Here is a 17,435-nt window from a genome sequence, read left to right as displayed (position 1 = left end):
AACCGCCGGAAGAAGCGGAGACTTGTTTGACGCGCATCTTGATCCAAAAGTGCATTACACTTTTTGGGATGCGCTCCATGGAAAGGAAACCGATGCCTCGTTCCCCTTCACGCCGCCAGCTTGGCGCTGGGCTCGTTACGCTTGGTCTGGCCGCGACCTTCCGCACCGCCTCGGCCGAAACCTGCGCCTTGCCCGACTGGGTCGCGCCGCTGCGCGCCGACCTGGAGGCCATGGCGAAGCGCCTGACCGCCACCCTGAAGCCGTGGAACGGCCCCAAGCGCATCCTAACGCCGGAACAGTTCGGCTATACCGGCGATGGGTTGGCCACCGCCTTTATCCAGCAGGCCATTGACGCGGCGGCTCAGGGCGGCGGCACGGTCCGGCTGGCCAAGGGCGACTATGTTTCGGGCACGCTTGACCTGCGCAGCCAGGTCCGGCTGGAGGTGGCCAGAGGCGCGCGGCTTCTGGCCTCGTTCGACCTGAAGGATTTTCCGGAGCGCGTGGCGAAACGCCGCACGGTTCAGGACACCAATATGGGCATGAACCAGTCACTGATCTTCGCCGAAGGGGCTGAGGATATCTCGATCAGCGGTGAAGGGATCATCGACGGACGTGGCGCCAATTTCCACGGCGAGGAGGGCATTCACGGCACGCCGGGACGGCCGTTCGTCATCCGCGTGATCGACTGCCGGCGCATCCATATCCACGGCATTACGCTGAAAGATTCACCGTGCTGGATGCAGAACTACCTCAATTGCGACGACCTGCTGGTCGAGAAAATAACGGTCGAGAACCAGGCCAATTTCAATAATGACGGCATCGATATCGACGGTTGCCGCAATGTCATCGTACGCAAATCCTTTATCAGTTCCGGCGACGATTCCCTGTGCTTCAAGGGAGCGGCCCAGGCCCCGACCGAGAATGTGCTGGTCGAGGACTGCACCTTCTTCAGTTCGTGCAATGCGGTCAAGCTCGGCACGGATTCACAGAGCGTCTTCCGCAATGTGCTGGTGCGCCGCTGCGAGATCGGCGGGGTGTCCGAGACCATGCGTCACGTCAAGCCGGTCGGGTGCGATTCCGGCATTTCGTGGGAGGTGGTCGATGGCGGCACGGCCGAGAACATTCTCGCCACCGACATCCATATCGTACGGGCGCGCAGTCCGTTTTTCATGCGGCTGGAGGATCGCGGGCGGGTGCAGCCGGATCAGCCCAAGCCGCCGGTGGGGACACTGCGGCGGGTGGTTTTCGAGCGCATTACCGGTACGGATAATGGGCCGCGCGGCTCTTACTTCATCGGTATTCCCGAAAAGCATATCGAGGACGTGGTGCTGCACGATATCAAAATTGGCGTGGCGGCCGCCGGCCGATGGCTGAAAGAAGACGAAATTCCGGAGATGCGCGGCATATATCCAGATGCGCATATGCTGGACGAAGTGGCGCCAGGCAAACCGCACAATGCCCCGGCCTATGGCCTGTGGGCGCGGCATGTCACGCGCCTGACGGTGATCAAGACGCAATTCCTGCCGGCGGCGCCCGATCCACGACCGGAGTTCCTGTTCAGGACCGATACGGAGGCGTGTCAGGCATGATCGATCGTCGGACTTTTATCGCCACCGGTGCAGCCGCCTTGATAGCCACGCAAGGCAGGGCGCAAGAGGCGGTGAGCCAGCCGCAGTATAGCACGCGTAACGCTAGATGGCAGGCGGCCTATGACAAGGCGCTGGCGGTATTGGCGGCCAATGTGCAGGTGGTGCCGCGCTATGCCGGGCCGGTGCTGATCGAGGGCGCCGACTATGCCGGTATCTGGATGGAATGCGGGCCGCATGAGGCGCTGGTTTATCGCAAGTTCCGGCCGGACGTGGCGCGCAACAGCCACATGACCTTCTTCGATCTGCAACGCATGGACGGGCAACTGCCGTGCAACAACAAGGTGACCGAGACCGGTTTCGGCCAGATTCAGATGGTGGTGCCGATCGCCGCCACGGCCTGGGAACTGGCGCGGGCGACCGGCGATGAGGCGCTGCTGCGCGCGACCTATACCGCCTGTTCGGCCTGGGATGCCTGGCTGCTCAAATACCGCAATACACGCGGCACGGGCCTGACGGAGGGCTTCTGCACCTATGATACCGGCCATGACAATTCGCCGCGCTGGGCAGGCATTCCGCCGCAGTGCCCCAACAAGGACGCTAAGTATTTCCCGAATGGGTTCGCCCTGCCGCGGCTGTGTCCGGACTTGTCGGCCACCACCTATGGCGCGCGGCTGGCCCTGAGCAAGATGGCAAAGGCATTGGGGAAGGGCGCCGAGGCGGATCGTTGGGCCGAAAGCGCTGAGACGATGCGCCGGCTGATCCTGGAAAAGCTTTACGTTGCCGAGGATGCCGCTTTTTATGACCTTGATGCCAATGGGCAGTTTGTCCGCGTGCGTTCGGATATCCTCAGCCGGATGTGTGGCGAGCATGTGGTCGATCAGGCCTTGTTCGATGACCTGTGGACGCGGCAAATTCATAATCCGAAAGCCTTCTGGACAAATTACCCGATGCCGTCCGTGGCGCTCGATGATCCGAAATTCATCCGTCCGCTGCCGAAGAACAGTTGGGGCGGGCCGTCCCAAGCGCTGACCGCCCTGCGTGCGCCGCGCTGGATGGATCATTACGGCCGTTCGGCCGAGTTCAGCTTCATGATGACGCGGTGGTGCGAAGGGCTGATAGCCGACATGACCTTCCGCCAGCAGATGGACCCGGAAACCGGCAAATTCACGCAGGAAGACCTGCCGAACTATTCGCCGGCGGCGCTGGTGATGATGGACTACACCTGGCGGTTGGCGGGCGTGGTGGAAGAGGCCGAGGCCCTGCACTGGAATGTCCGGCCCGGCCATGCGGCGGCGGAAGGTGCGCGGTTCAGCCTGCCGACCGATGGCGGTGTGGCGGCGATCATGACCTATGACGGCAGGGGCGCGGTGTTGTCGCTGGCCGGCAAGCCGCTTGGCCGTATCGATGGCGTGGCGCGCCTGGTTACCGGTAAGGCGGGGGCGCCGCAGGCCCTGCTGGGTATTTCCGAAAAAGCGGAAAAGATCACTCTGCGCTTAATGGGGCGTCCGGCGCGCAAACTGACAATCAAACCGAATGAAAGGGTATTCATATGAAGCAATTCGGTTTTAACTCTCCCCCTCTTGGAGGGGGAGCTGGATTTTTGCGTCAGCAAAAAGACAGAGGGGGGTAAACAAACGGCGATATTACCCCCTCCGGTGCTACGCGCCACATCCCCCTCTAAGAGGGGGAGGTTTTTGGGGGCTGCGGCCTTGCTTTCGGGAGCGACACTGCTTTTTTCCGCCTGCGCCACTGCCGCGCCGAAGCCTGAGACCTACAGCAATCCGATCCTCTATGCCGACTATTCCGATCCGGATGTCATCCGCGTCGGCAAGAGCTATTACCTGGTGGCGTCGAGCTTCCATTTTTCGCCGGGCCTGCCGGTGCTGAAATCGGAAGACCTTGTGAATTGGAAGATTATCGCCAATGCCGTGCCAAAACTGACCTTCGCGCCGGAATATGACATGCCCGGCCCTTTTGAACTGGATGACACTAAGTCGAAGCCGATCACCGGCACAAAGTACGCCAGCGGCATTTGGGCGCCGTCGATCCGCTTCCATGATGGCCTGTTCTACATCTATTTCCCGACGCCTGACGAAGGCATCTTCATGATCACCGCGAAAGACCCCGCGGGTCCGTGGTCGGCGCCGGTGGCGGTGATGGCCGAGCCGAAGCTGGAAGACCCGTGCCCCTTCTGGGATGATCACGGCCAGGCCTATCTGATCCACGGCAAGGTTGGCGCCGGGCCGCTGATCCTGCACCGTATGAGTACCGATGGCACCAAGGTACTCGATGACGGCGTGGTGGTGGCCGAGGACAAGGGGCGCCTGCCGGTGCTGGAGGGGCCCAAACTCTACAAGCGCAATGGCTGGTACTATATCTTCGCGCCGATCGGTGGGGTCGGCACCGGGCCGCAGGCGGTAGGGCGGGCACGCAATATCTACGGACCGTATGAATGGCGCGATGTATTGCTGCCGACGGCCGATATCAAGGGACCGCACCAGGGCGGCTATGTCGAGACGCCGTCCGGCCAGGGCTGGTTTCTGCACTTCAATTCGGCAGGCGCCTTTGGCCGCATCGATCATCTCCAGCCGGTCAAATGGGTCGATGACTGGCCGGTGATGGGGGATAACGGCAAGCCTGTATCGCGCCATGCGGTGCCGGATACGGGTGCGCATTCGGACTATCGTTTGCAGGACGCGGATGAGTTCAGCGCGGCGAAACTTGGTTTGCAATGGTCATGGAACCATAATCCCGACAATGCGAAGTGGAGCCTGACGGAGCGGCCCGGCTGGCTGCGCCTCAAGGCCGGCGAAGCGCAAAGCCTGACAACGGCGCGCAATACCTTGACGCAAATCCTGCAAGGTCCGGCTATGCAGACGACGGCGCGGCTCGATATCTCGCATATGGCTGATGGCCAGCGCGCCGGATTGAGTCTGTTCGGCGTCAAACCGGTATGGATCGGTGTCGTGCATGAAAATGGCGTATCGCGGATCGCTTACGCTTCGGCGGGCATCGAAACGCCGGGACCGGAGATCACCGGTCAGACGGTGGAACTGCGCGCCGAGGCACTGCCGGATCAGACCACGCGTTTTGCTTACAGCCTCGATGGCAAGACCTTCATTCCATTTGGCGAGCAAGTGCCGCTGTCGCAATTTTCGTGGTGGAAAGGCAGCCGGCCGGCGCTGTTCACCTTCAATAAAAATAGCGCGAATGGTGCGGTCGATATCGACTGGGTCCACGTCACGCATGAGGTCAGGTAATGGATCGGCGTTTGTTTCTGGCGGGCGGCGTGGCGTTTGGGGCCATGCCTGCATTTGCGCAATCTACGTCGTCGCTTGGTGAATTGGCCGCCGCCAAAGGCATTCGCTTCGGTTCTGCCACCGGTGTGAAAACCGGCGGCCTGACCGATCCGCAGGTGGCGCAAATCCTCAGGCGCGACTGCCGCATCCTGGTGCCGCGTAACGAACTGAAGATGTACACTATCCGCGATACGCCGGAAGCGGTCTACGACTTCGCGCCGGGTGATGAAGTGCTGGCTTTCGCCGAAGCCAACCATATGCCCTTGCGGGGCCATACGCTTTTCTGGGCCAAGGATGAATTCCTGCCGAAATGGCTGCTGACCCACGATTTCGGCCCGAAACCGAAGGTCGCCGCCGAGGCCCTGCTGCGCGATTATATCGGTCGGGTGGCCACGCATTTCGGCGATCGCCTGACCTCGTGGGACGTTATCAACGAGGCCATCGACGAAAAGACAGGCGATATCCGCGCCAATGTCTTTACCCGCATTCTCGGCCGTGACGTCCTGCGCATCTGCTTTGAGGCAGCGCGTGAACACCTGCCTAAGATGCAGCTTGTCTATAACGACTATATGAGCTGGCGCCCAAAGGATGCCCTGCATCGTAAGGCCGCGCTCGACCTGCTGCGCTGGTTCTGCGACGAGAAACTACCGGTCGATGCGCTGGGTATCCAAGGGCACATCGGAACGGATCAGAGCGTGGTCGGCCAGATGACGACTGACGACACTACGCCGCAATATACCGAGTGGACGCAGTTCCTGAAGGACGTGGCCGCGCTCGATTACACGCTTCTGGTCACCGAATTTGATGTCAATGATCGCAAGGTGGAGGGTGATATCGCCCACCGCGACGCCGTGGTGGCGGAGGTGGCCAAAACCTATATCGACCTGACCCTCGGCAATACGGCCGTGACGGATTTCCTGTGCTGGGGCCTTGACGATAAATATAGCTGGCTGCAATCGACCACGCCGCGCACCGACAAACTGCCCCTGCGCCCAACGCCCTATGACGACCAGTTCCGGCCGAAGCCGCTGTACACGGCCATGGCTGCGGCCTTCAAAGCCGCACCCATGCGGGCCTGAGCCGGGCTGTCACAATTTGTGAACATATGATGTCAGCCCCGTGTCGAAACGGTTTTGGATTGTGACACGCATGGGCTTGCCTGGGAGTGGCGGAAACGGAGTGCGGATTCAATGAGATGGATTTCGTCATCCTGCCGAGCAGAAACAGTATTGCTCCGTAGGCGGAGGAAGGCCGGAAAGCGCTTTTCAGCGGCGGCAGTTCCGGGCGACGAATTGAGTCGCCACCGCCAAAGGTTAACGCCATAGTGACGGGGCTGAAACTGCTGCCACCGTCACATATGGATGAACCCCCATGTCCCTGAATGCAGATCTGATGTTTGAAAAAGCCGACATTTCACAACCCCTTATCGATCGGCTCGGACTGCCGCCGAATGTCTGGTCTCTGGTGCTCGATGAGGCGCTGGAGAACGCCTGGTTCATGGATACCGATTACGAAATCCACCAGCAATCCATCCACCCCGATGTCTGGCCGGTGGTCGAACAGGCGGTGAAGGCCAAGACGCCCCACGCCCGCAGCGAACTGCCCTATCGTCATTACGCCTGAAAAAACGGTATATGAAAACGCCGCCTTCTCATAAGAGACAGCGGCGCTCCTGTTGATCAGTCGAGGCTGCGCGTCGCCTGGACCTCGGCGTCGCCGCCGTGGGCCAGGGCCTTGCGAATGCCGGCGCCATAGGCCGGGTCGATCCGGTCGAAATGGCTCAGGGCGCGGTCGATGATGAACTGCGGCACACCCTTCATCGAACCGGCAATGCTCGCGCAGGTGCGCTGTTTTTCCCCGTCCGAGAACAGATTGAAAAGCGCACGCGGCTGGCTGTAGTCATCATTGCCTTCCCGGTGGTCATAGCGGTCGGCATCCCCCGAAATTTTTAGAGGCGGTTCGCGGTATTCCGGCGCCTGCTTTGGGCCATTGAAGCTGTTCGGCTCGTAATAGGCATCCGGATTGCCGCCGAACTGCGCGAAAAAGCGCATCTGGCCATCAGCATGATAGGTATTGACCGGGCACTTCGGCGCATTGACCGGCAGGGCCTCGTAATGGGTGCCTAAGCGGTAGCGATGCGCATCGGCATAGGAGAAGATTCGCGCCTGAAGCACCTTGTCCGGCGAGAAGCCGATCCCTGGCACGATGTTCGACGGTGAATAGGCGGCCTGCTCGACCTCGTTGAAATAGTTGTCCGGGTTGCGGTTCAGCTCCATGACCCCGGCCGGAATCAGTGGGTAATCGCCGTGCGGCCACACCTTGGTCAGGTCAAACGGGTTATAGGGCGTGGTCTCGGCCTCCAGTTCCGGCATGACCTGCACGAACAGATCCCAGCGCGGGTAATCGCCGGCCTCGATGGCGCCGAACAGGGCTTCCTGATAGCTTTCGCGCGTCTCGCCGATCAGCTTCGCCGCCTCTTCATTGGTCAGGTTGACCTTGCCCTTGTGCGGCTTGAAGTGGAACTTGACCCAGAAACGCTCATTGGCGGCATTGATAAAGCTGTAGGTGTGCGAACCGTAGCCGTTCATGTGCATGGGCGAGACGGGGATGCCGCGGTCCGACTTCAGGATGGTCACCTGGTGCAGGGCTTCAGGGCTCAGAGACCAGTAATCCCACATGGCGGTAGCGGACCGCAGGTGCGTTTTCGGGTGACGCTTCTGGGTGTGGATGAAGTCCGGGAATTTGTACGGATCGCGGATGAAGAAGACCGGCGTATTGTTGCCGACCAGGTCCCAGTTGCCTTCCTCGGTGTAAAATTTCACGGAGAAGCCGCGCACATCGCGTTCGGCATCGGCGGCGCCCAGTTCGCCGGCCACGGTCGAGAAACGCGTGATCAGGGGCGTCTGCTTACCGACCCCGGCAAAGATGGCGGCACGGGTATATTGCGTGATGTCGTGCGTCACCGTGAAGGTGCCGTGCGCGCCCCAACCCTTGGCATGGACGACGCGCTCAGGGATGCGCTCGCGGTTCTGGTGGGCCAGCTTTTCGATAAGCTGGCAATCCTGCAACAGGACCGGACCGCGCGGACCGGCGGTCAGGCTGTTCTGGTTATCGACAACCGGCGAACCGGCCGTGGTCGTCTGGTGGAACGGGCATTGGGGGGCTTGGTCTGACACGCGGGCATCTCCTTTGGCTGTGGTGTCATCAATGTGCGCCGCGCATCGGAACAAATAAAATCAGTAATTTTTGATTTTTGGATAAGGCAATTTTATTCGGCTGGTTTCAGGGCGAAGCCGTCACCCTTGGCGACAATCTGGCCTGTGCCGGGGAAGGGAAAATGCGGGGCGAAGATGGTTTCGCCGCTTTTGGCCAGGACGGTCAGTTCCTCGTGGCGGGTGGCTTCGCCGGCGGGCTTGTCGCTGTCATAGCCCATGGCCCATTCCGGCTTGGCCAGGGGAGACCACGACACTGTGCGCCATGTCGCCGATATCGAGCAGTTTGGCGTTGCCGGAGGCGATTTCGTAGCCGGTATGGCCGGGCGTATGGCCTTTCAGAATGACCGAGGTGATGCCGGGCAGGACTTCGGCACCGCCGGCGAAGGTCTGGACTTGTGGTGTGATGGCGGTCACGAAATCCGCCTGTTGCGGATTGGCTTTCACGGAGGCCCACTCGGCATCGGTCAGGCGCACTACGGCCTTCGGGAAGGCGGGTTTGCCGTCGGTGGTCAAGAGGCCGCCAATATGGTCTGGGTGGCTGTGGGTGATCAGCACATCGGTGACCTGATCGGGCGTCACCCCTGCTTTTGCGAGACTGCCCATCAGGACGCCGTGGGCCCTCGGTCCCATGCCGGTATCGATCAGCACCAGATGATCGCCGGCCTTTACCAGCAGGGCGTCGATCGACAGGGTGATATGGTCGGTCGGCTGGCCGGCGGCTTTCAGCACGGCGGCGACCTCATCAGGCGTCTGGCCCTGGCCGATGACACTGTTGTCGTTAGGCACGACATTAACGAGGTCACGCAGGCTCCAGGCGGGATATGCGCCGATGTGGAAGGCGTGGGCTTCAGGCGTGACCTGGGCATCGTCCGGCTTGGGGCCGGCCTGGGCGCAGGCGGGCAGGGTCAGGGCAAGGGCGGTGAGAGCGATTTTGACGGTGCGCATGGTGAGTCCTGAAAATGTGAGGTATTCGGCTGCGCACAATTTCCACCTCTCTCGCTAAAAAGCAATGCGGAAAACTTGCCGCTTCCGCTTTGCCTTGTAATCGATTACGTTGGTTGAAAAATGGCCGACCGGCGCGCGATAACAGGGACAGATCATGAAATATTTGGGGGCTATGGCGGCGTGTGCGCTTTTGCTGGCAGGGTGCGGGCAAAAGCCGATAGATGCCTCGTCTTCGCAGTCTGGGGCGGACTGGCCGTGGTATCATGGTAATCCGAACGGCACGCACTATTCGACGCTCGATCAGATCAATACCGGTAATGTCAGAACCCTGAAGATCGCCTGGACGTTCGATTCCGGCGATGCCTTCGGCGAGGGTGACAACCAGTCCGACATGGAAGGCAATCCGATGATCATCCACGGGCGGCTTTATTTCGTGTCGCCGAAGGGCCGCCTGTTCTGCCTCGATGCCGCGAAGGGAACGCAAATCTGGGTCTTCGATCCGGCTTTTGGCGATGCAGTCAATACCAAGCAGCGCCTGCGCGGGGTATCCTATTGGTCTGATGGCAAGGATGAGCGTATCCTGTTCACCTTCCGAAATCACCTGCTGGCGGTCGATGCCAAAACCGGCCATCTGATCGACACCTTCGGCCATAATGGCGAGGTCGATCTGAAAGAGGGCCTGGGCCGTGATCCGGTGTCGGTGTCGGTCAGCAATGTCTCGCCCGGTGTGGTCTATAAAGACCTTATCATCATGGGCTCGACCGGCAATACGCCCGGCCATATCCGCGCCTATGATGTGCGGACCGGCGCGATGAAGTGGATCTTCCACACCATACCGCAGCCCGGCGAGGTCGGTTACGACACCTGGCCCAAAGACGCCTGGAAGACGGCGATGGGCGCCAATGCCTGGTCGGGCCTGACGCTTGATCCGGAAAGTGGGCTGGTGTTCGCGCCGCTGGGCTCGGCTGGCATGGGCAATAAGGATTTCTACGGCGGCGACCGCGAAGGCGACAATCTCTTCGGCACCTCGCTGGTGGCGCTCGATGCCAATAGCGGCAAGCGCATCTGGCATTTCCAACTCGTGAAACACGATGTCTGGGACCGCGATCCGCCGACGCCGCCGACCCTGATTACCGTGAATGGCCGGGCGGCCGTCGCCCAGACCACCAAGGCCGGACTGGTGTTTATCCTCGACCGCAAGACCGGCAAACCGCTTTATCCGGTGCAGGAGGTCCATCCGCCGGCTTCGGATATTCCCGGCGAAATGACATCGCCCACCCAGGTCATGCCGCTCAAGCCGCTGCCCTATAACCGCCAGCAACTGACGGCCGATAATCTGACCCGGCGGACGCCGGACGCCCATGCGGCGGTGGCGAAAACCTTCGCGGGCCTGCGCTCGCGCGGGCCATTCGATCCGCCGTCTCTGGGCGGGACGATCCTGCTGCCGGGCATGGATGGTGGCGCGGAATGGGGCGGGGCCTCTTATGATCCGACGAGCGGCATTCTCTATATAAATTCCAACGAAATGGCGTGGATTCTGAAAGTCAAGAAGCATCCGCCGATGATACGCGGCCGCAGCGGCTATGCGCTTTACCAGAATGCCTGCGCCGCTTGCCACGGGGATGATCGCAAGGGCTCGCCGCCGGAATTCCCGTCTCTGGTTGGTGTCGACCATCGGCTGAGCGCCGCGCAGATGGCACGGCAGATTCAGAATGGCGGCGGCCGGATGCCGGGTTTCGGCGGGCAATATTCGCCGGAAGATATCGAGGCGATTGTCGGCTACCTGTCGGGTGATCCGGCCCAGCAAGCCAAGCCTGCGCCGGATTATCCGTCTACGGACAATGATGCCTATGTCTTTGACGGATATACGAAATTTCTCGATCCGGATGGCTATCCGGCCATTGCGCCGCCATGGGGTGTGCTGTCGGCGCTCGATGTCAATACCGGCGAATACCTGTGGCAGATTCCACTCGGCGAATATCCGGAACTGCATGATCCGACGACCGGCAGCGAAAACTACGGCGGGGCTGTGGTGACCAAAGGCGGGCTGCTGTTCATCGCCGCCACCATCTACGATAACCGGTTCCGCGCCTTCGACAAGAAAACCGGCAAGCTGTTGTGGCAGACCACCATGCCGGCGGCCGGTGCGGCGACACCCGCCACCTACAGCGTAGCCGGCAAGCAATATGTCGTGATCGGCGCCGGCGGTGGCAAAAACCCGAAGGGCAGGCCCGGCGGTTCTATCATCGCCTACACATTGCCGTAAATGGGTTTGCACTAGATAGTTTCGGGTGTATCTTTCTCAAAACAAGAGGAAACGATTATGCCAGAAACAATCATCATAGCGGGTGCCGCGCGGACGCCTATGGGCGGCTTTCAGGGCGATTTCGCGGGCGTGACAGCGCCAGAACTGGGGGCGGCGGCGATCCGCGCCGTGCTGAACGGACAGGTGCCCGATGAAGTCATCATGGGCTGTGTTCTGCCGGCCGGGCAGGGACAGGCGCCGGCACGTCAGGCGGCCCTGGGGGCAGGGCTGCCCGTCAGCGTACCCGCCACCACGGTCAACAAGATGTGTGGTTCCGGCATGAAGGCGGTGATGCTGGCCTGCGACGCCATCGCGGCGGGCTCTGCCGATATGGTCGTGGCCGGCGGCATGGAGAGCATGTCGAATGCGCCTTACCTGCTGCCTAAGGCACGGGTCGGGATGCGCATGGGGCATGGCGAGGTCAAGGACCATATGTTCCTCGATGGTCTGGAAGATGCCTATGATAAGGGCCGCCTGATGGGCAGTTTCGCTGACGAAGCCGCCACGCACTATCAGTTCACCCGCCAGATGCAGGATGACTATGCCCTCGCCTCGCTCGATCGGGCGTTGAAAGCCGATTTTTCCGCCGAGATCATGCCGGTGGAAACCAAGGCAGGCCTGATCACGGCAGACGAACAACCCGCCAAGGCGCGGCCGGAGAAAATCCCGACCCTTAAACCGGCCTTCGCCGGGGATGGCACGGTGACGGCGGCGAATGCCAGCTCGATCTCCGATGGCGCGGCGGCCCTGCTGTTGGCCAGAGCTTCGGTGGCGGAAGCGAAAGGTCTGACACCGCTTGCCCGCATTGTCGGTCATGCCAGCCTTGCCGAGGAACCGAAATGGTTCAGCCGCGCGCCGGTGCGGGCGATCAAAAAGCTGCTGGAAAAAACTGGCTGGACGATCGAAGAGGTTGATCTGTTCGAGGTCAATGAAGCCTTTGCGGTAGTGGCGCTGATCGCCATGCACGACCTCGGCATCCCGCACGACAAGCTCAATATCCATGGGGGTGCCTGCGCGCTGGGTCATCCGATCGGGGCGTCGGGTGCGCGCATACTGGTGACTCTGATCAATGCCCTGAAGCAACGCGGCCTGAAGCGTGGCATTGCCGCAGTCTGCATTGGTGGCGGCGAAGCAACAGCGGTGGCGATTGAATTGACCTAAAACGCGATCAGATAGCCGTCGCCCGAGGATACGGGCTCACCTTCCAGGCCCTCGAATCTCAGCGCATCATACGGCTGCAAGGCATAGCGCTGGCCGTTGGCGGTGACGATCATCGGTTTCGTGGCGATTAGAAATATCAGGTCCGACGGCAGGATGACACCGGACGCGATATGCCTGACCTCGGCTTGCGACTGACCGCGACGGGTCATGACATTGAGGTCAATCACCGGCAGCAGAGGCGTGGCCTCGACAGGCGTTTCACCGGCAAAGACGGAGCTGTCACCGGCATCCAACACATGACGGCCATCGGGCATGTCCAGCCGCAAGCGGCCGCTCAGCACCGTTAAATGGCGGTCGATGCCGTCAAAGCTTGAGAAGGGGCCGGGTTCGGTGACCTCGGCCATACTGATCCGCCATTGGAAGTCATCCATGCCCGCGCCTTCCGGGAAGACGGCAATCTCGCGCGTGACGCCGCCGCCGTTTTTCCAGGGCTGGGGGACGCGTTGCAGGGCGGGCAGATGGGTAATCACAGGACGGGCTCACTTAAAGGCTGGGGAGGTCTAAGCCCTTTTCGTGTGCGCAATCAATAGCGATTTCGTAACCGGCGTCGGCATGACGCATCACGCCGGTGGCCGGATCGTTCCACAGCACCCGCGCCAGTCGCTTGTCGGCGTCTTCGCTGCCATCGCAGACAATGACCATGCCGGAATGCTGCGAATAACCCATGCCGACCCCGCCGCCGTGATGGAGCGAAACCCAGGTCGCTCCGGAAGCGGTGTTCAGCAAGGCATTGAGCAGGGGCCAGTCGGAAACGGCGTCTGAGCCATCCTTCATGGCCTCGGTCTCGCGGTTGGGCGAGGCAACGGAGCCTGAGTCGAGGTGGTCACGGCCGATAACGACTGGCGCCTTCAGCTCGCCGTTACGCACCATTTCGTTGAAAGCCAGACCGAGGCGATGACGATCGCCCAGACCGACCCAGCAGATCCGCGCTGGCAGTCCCTGGAAAGCAATGCGTTCGCGCGCCATGTCGAGCCAGTTATGCAGGTGTTTGTTATCCGGCAGCAGTTCCTTCACCTTGGCGTCGGTCTTGTAGATATCCTCCGGATCGCCGGAAAGCGCCACCCAGCGGAACGGACCGATGCCGCGGCAAAACAGCGGGCGGATATAGGCGGGCACAAAGCCGGGGAAATCGAAGGCATTTTTCACGCCCTCATCGAAAGCGACTTGGCGGATATTGTTGCCGTAATCGACGGTCGGCACGCCGGCTGTCTGGAAATCGAGCATGGCCTGGACGTGCTGCGCCATCGAGGCCTTGGCCGCTTTCGCCACGCCTTGCGGGTCGCGTTCGCGTCTATTGAGCCACTGTTCCACGGTCCAGCCGGAGGGCAGATAACCATTGACCGGATCGTGGGCTGAGGTCTGGTCGGTCAGCAGGTCTGGCCGGACGCCGCGGCGGTAAAGCTCAGGAAGTATATCGGCGGCGTTACCGAGCAGACCGACCGAGATCGGCTTTTGCGCGTTTTTGATCATCTCCAGCGCTTCATCGATCGTGTCGGCGCGGTAATCGAGATAGCGGGTGCGCAGGCGCATATCGATGCGAGAGGCCTGGCATTCGATGGCCAGGCACGAGGCGCCGGCCATGACCGCCGCCAGCGGTTGCGCGCCGCCCATGCCGCCGAGGCCGGCGGTCAGCAGCCACTTGCCCTTCAGGTTACCGTTATAGTGCTGGCGGCCCATCTCGACGAAGGTCTCATAGGTGCCCTGTACGATGCCCTGTGTGCCTATATAGATCCACGAGCCGGCGGTCATCTGGCCGTACATCATCAGGCCCTTGCGGTCGAGTTCGTGGAAGTGCTCCCAGTTGGCCCAGTGCGGCACCAGGTTGGAATTGGCCAGCAGGACGCGCGGGGCATTTTCGTGGGTCTGGAAGACGCCGACCGGTTTGCCCGACTGGATCAGCAGGGTCTGGTCGTTCTCTAATCGCTTCAGGGTCTCGACAATGCGGTCATAGCTTTCCCAGTCGCGCGCCGCCCGGCCGATGCCGCCATAGACGACCAGCTCTTCAGGGCGCTCGGCAACATCGGGATGCAGGTTGTTCATCAACATGCGCAAGGGGGCTTCGGTCAGCCAGGATTTGGCGGAGAGCGTCGTGCCAGTGGCGGGTTTGATAATGCGCGAATTATCGAGACGGGTCATTGGTCAACTCCGGGTAAGGCGATATTGGCGGCGCGTGTCACGGCCTGCGAACGGACCAGCTCGATGGCGGCGGCCATATCCGGATGGAAATGGCGATCGTGATCGAGCGCGGGCACGGCCGAACGGGTAAGTGTCCGGACGCGTTCCAGAGATTCCGATGAGGTGAGCGGCGCATGGAAATCGCAGCCTTGCGCGGCGGCCAATAATTCAATGCCGATGACGGCGAAGGCGTTCTCCGCCATTTCCAGCAAACGGCGCGCGCCGTGGGCGGCCATAGAGACGTGGTCCTCCTGATTAGCAGAGGTTGGGATGGAATCGACGCTGGCTGGATAGGCGCGTTGCTTGTTCTCGGAAATCAGCGCGGCGGCGGTGACCTGCGGGATCATGAAGCCGGAATTGAGGCCGGGCTTCGGCGTCAGGAAGGCCGGCAGACCCGACAGAGCCGGATCGACCAGCATGGCAATGCGGCGCTCGGCGATCGAGCCGATTTCGCAGATGGCGAGGGCGATCATGTCGGCGGCGAAGGCCACCGGCTCGGCATGGAAATTGCCGCCGGACAAGGCTTCATCTGGATCGGTAAAGATCAGCGGATTATCAGTAACCCCGTTGGCTTCGGTCTCAAGTGTCACCGCCGCCTGACGCAGGACATCAAGCGCGGCGCCCATGACCTGCGGCTGGCAGCGCAGGCAATAGGGGTCCTGCACGCGCTCATCGCCTTTCAGGTGCGAGGCGCGGATGGCCGAGTCGCTCATCAGCTCGCGCAAAGTCTGGGCGGTATCGATCTGACCTCTGTGGCGGCGTACGGCGTGGATGCGCGGATCGAAGGGTGCGTCAGACCCCTTGGCGGCTTCGGTGGAGAGCGCGCCGGTGACCAGTGCCGTCTGCATCAATACCTCGGCCTCGAACAGGCCAGCCAGGGCATTGGCGGCGGAGAACTGCGTGCCGTTGAGCAGGGCCAGGCCTTCTTTCGGGCCGGGATCGAGCGGTTTCAGGCCGGCATCCAGCAGGGCCTGCATGGCGGGCTTGCGTGTGCCTCTGGCGTCGATCTCACCGACGCCGAGCATTGCCGCGGCCATATGCGACAGGGGCGCGAGGTCGCCGGAAGCCCCAACAGACCCCGGCGGGGAATGACCGGCATCAGGTCGCGCGCGAGCATCGCCTGCATCAGCTCCAGCGTCTCGACGCGAATGCCGGAAGCGCCCTGCGCCAGCGAGGCCAGTTTCAGCGCCAGCATCAGCCGCACGACTGGCTTGGGCGACGGCGCGCCGACACCGGCGGCATGGGAAAGGATGATATTGCGCTGGAGCGTCTTCAGATCGGTGTCTTCGATACGCCTCGAGGCTAGCTTGCCGAAGCCGGTATTAATGCCATAGACCGGCTCGCCCTTCGCCAGAATGCGGGTAACGGCCGCCGCACTTTCCGCCACAGCCGGCAGACAGCCGGCGTCGAGCGCAAACACCTCGCCGCGATAAATATCGCGCCATTGTGCGAGCGTGATGGAGCCGGGGGTGAGGATCATGCGGGTAAGCCTTGGAAAACGCGGGAATGCAGGGGCGTGGCGCCCATGAAATAGACGAGGTCGGCGGGTTCGGCACAGTCCCAGACGGCGAAATCGCACCACTTGCCGGCTTCCAGCGCACCAATATCGTCGCGGCCGAGCGCCCCGGCGGCATTTGTAGTGACGCCGGCCAGGCACTCATCGACCGTCAGGCGGAAGCAGGTGGCGGCCATGTTCATCGCCATCAGGATCGAGGTCAGGGGCGAGGTGCCGGGATTGCAGTCGGTGGCGATGGCCATCGGGACGTTTTCCGCCCGAAGGCCCTCGATTGGCGGCCTGACCGTTTCGCGCATAAAGTAGAAGGCGCCGGGCAGCAGGGTGGCGACCGTGCCGGCGTCGCGCATGGCCGCGATACCATCGGCGTCGAGATGTTCGAGGTGGTCGGCGGAGAGGGCGCCGTAGCGCGCCGCCGAGGGCGGCACCGTGCAGGTTAGAAAGCTGTTCGGCGTGGAGCTTGACAGCCAAGCCGTGCGCCTGTGCCGCCTGGAAGACGCGTTCGGTCTGGTCGGGGGAGAAGCCGATACCCTCGCAGAAGACATCGACCGCCGAGGCGAGGCCGACCGCCGCCGGGATCATTTCGTTACAGACGGAGTCGATATAGGCGTCGGGCCGGTCCTTATATTCCGGCGGCAGGGCGTGGGCGCCGAGCAGGGTGGTCATGACCCGCACCGGACGCAGGTGCTCCAGTGCCTTGGCCGCGCGCAGCATTTTCAGTTCGTCTTCGAGCGTCAGGCCGTAGCCGGACTTGATCTCGATTGTGCTGACGCCGGAAGCGATCAGGGCATCCAGCCGGGGCAGAGCGGCGGCGATCAGCTCATCTTCGGAAGCGGCGCGGGTAGCGGTGACGGTCGAGAGGATGCCGCCGCCGGCGCGGGCGATCTCTTCGTAAGAGGCGCCATCGAGTCGTAGTTTGAACTCATGGGCGCGGTTGCCGGCGAAGACGAGGTGGGTGTGGCAATCGATCAGGCCGGGCGTCACCAATCGGCCGCCGAGGTCTATAGTCGGGGCGTCGAAATCAGCCGCAGGTCCGGCATAGACGATGTGGCCATCTTTAGCGGCGATCATGCCGTTATCGATCAGCGGCTGGCCGGCGAGGGCCATCAGGCGGCAATTCGTCCAGACGGTATTGCATTGCATGATTGCAGCCTTCACAGACTCGATTAATAT

The 17,435-nt window shown here is 61.8% G+C and carries 12 protein-coding genes and 2 pseudogenes; 7 read left to right on the top strand and 7 right to left on the bottom strand.

Going from position 1 to position 17,435, the window contains the following annotated elements; translation table 11 throughout:
* Positions 1–92 precede the first annotated feature (92 nt).
* From NVV72_02695 to NVV72_02675, 5 genes are all read left to right on the top strand, one after another.
* Positions 93–1,589 carry a glycosyl hydrolase family 28 protein gene (locus NVV72_02695; GenBank protein ID MCR6658288.1) on the top strand — a complete coding sequence of 499 codons (1,497 nt, stop codon included), beginning with the start codon at positions 93–95 and terminating at the stop codon, positions 1,587–1,589.
* Positions 1,586–3,142, top strand: a complete 1,557-nt coding sequence (locus tag NVV72_02690; GenBank protein MCR6658287.1) for an alpha-L-rhamnosidase — start codon at positions 1,586–1,588, stop codon at positions 3,140–3,142. The genes NVV72_02695 and NVV72_02690 overlap by 4 nt, the downstream gene beginning before the upstream one ends.
* A 156-nt stretch (positions 3,143–3,298) precedes the next feature.
* Positions 3,299–4,849 carry a glycoside hydrolase 43 family protein gene (locus tag NVV72_02685; GenBank protein MCR6658286.1) on the top strand — a complete coding sequence of 517 codons (1,551 nt, stop codon included), beginning with the start codon at positions 3,299–3,301 and terminating at the stop codon, positions 4,847–4,849.
* Entirely contained in the window at positions 4,849–5,967 is a 1,119-nt protein-coding gene (locus NVV72_02680; protein ID MCR6658285.1) for an endo-1,4-beta-xylanase, read from the top strand. Before NVV72_02685 ends, NVV72_02680 begins: the two co-directional genes overlap by 1 nt.
* Before the next feature lie 292 nt (positions 5,968–6,259).
* Positions 6,260–6,511: a hypothetical protein gene (locus tag NVV72_02675; GenBank protein ID MCR6658284.1), complete on the top strand. Its 252-nt coding sequence runs from the start codon at positions 6,260–6,262 to the stop codon at positions 6,509–6,511.
* Positions 6,512–6,567: 56 nt separating this feature from the next.
* Here the strand turns inward: NVV72_02675 and NVV72_02670 are convergent, their stop codons facing one another.
* The 3 genes from NVV72_02670 to NVV72_02660 form a co-directional block, all read right to left on the bottom strand.
* A complete protein-coding gene (locus tag NVV72_02670) occupies positions 6,568–8,064 on the bottom strand; it encodes a catalase (protein MCR6658283.1) in 1,497 nt (498 codons plus the stop codon).
* 92 nt (positions 8,065–8,156) lie between these two features.
* Positions 8,157–8,321 (bottom strand): hypothetical protein, encoded by a 165-nt coding sequence (locus NVV72_02665; GenBank protein MCR6658282.1) that lies wholly within the window; start codon positions 8,319–8,321, stop codon positions 8,157–8,159.
* Positions 8,311–9,048 carry an MBL fold metallo-hydrolase gene (locus tag NVV72_02660; GenBank protein ID MCR6658281.1) on the bottom strand — a complete coding sequence of 246 codons (738 nt, stop codon included), beginning with the start codon at positions 9,046–9,048 and terminating at the stop codon, positions 8,311–8,313. The genes NVV72_02665 and NVV72_02660 overlap by 11 nt, the downstream gene beginning before the upstream one ends.
* 154 nt (positions 9,049–9,202) lie before the next feature.
* On the opposite strand from NVV72_02660, the gene NVV72_02655 reads away from it, so the two are divergent.
* Positions 9,203–11,314: a PQQ-binding-like beta-propeller repeat protein gene (locus tag NVV72_02655; GenBank protein ID MCR6658280.1), complete on the top strand. Its 2,112-nt coding sequence runs from the start codon at positions 9,203–9,205 to the stop codon at positions 11,312–11,314.
* A gap of 57 nt (positions 11,315–11,371) precedes the next feature.
* The gene (locus tag NVV72_02650; GenBank protein MCR6658279.1) at positions 11,372–12,514 is read left to right on the top strand and encodes an acetyl-CoA C-acyltransferase; all 1,143 of its coding nucleotides are present in this window, start codon (positions 11,372–11,374) and stop codon (positions 12,512–12,514) included.
* On the opposite strand, the gene NVV72_02645 is transcribed toward NVV72_02650, so the two are convergent.
* From NVV72_02645 to hutI, 4 genes and pseudogenes are all read right to left on the bottom strand, one after another.
* On the bottom strand, positions 12,511–13,044 hold the full coding sequence (locus NVV72_02645; GenBank protein ID MCR6658278.1) for a HutD family protein: 534 nt from the start codon (positions 13,042–13,044) through the stop codon (positions 12,511–12,513). The two genes, NVV72_02650 and NVV72_02645, sit on opposite strands and share 4 nt — an antisense overlap.
* Positions 13,045–13,057: 13 nt before the next feature.
* Complete coding sequence (locus NVV72_02640; protein MCR6658277.1) at positions 13,058–14,710, bottom strand: urocanate hydratase; 1,653 nt, start codon at positions 14,708–14,710, stop codon at positions 13,058–13,060.
* Positions 14,707–16,229: pseudogene (gene hutH, locus NVV72_02635) on the bottom strand (histidine ammonia-lyase). The gene NVV72_02640 and the pseudogene hutH overlap by 4 nt, the downstream one beginning before the upstream one ends.
* Positions 16,226–17,405, bottom strand: a pseudogene (hutI, locus tag NVV72_02630) (imidazolonepropionase). Before hutI ends, hutH begins: the two co-directional pseudogenes overlap by 4 nt.
* Between the last annotated feature and the right edge of the window lie 30 nt (positions 17,406–17,435).

This window comes from Asticcacaulis sp., from assembly GCA_024707255.1.
Lineage (GTDB): Bacteria > Pseudomonadota > Alphaproteobacteria > Caulobacterales > Caulobacteraceae > Asticcacaulis.
Note: the sequence above shows the minus strand (reverse complement) of the source record. Positions and strands in the feature narration are given on the sequence as shown.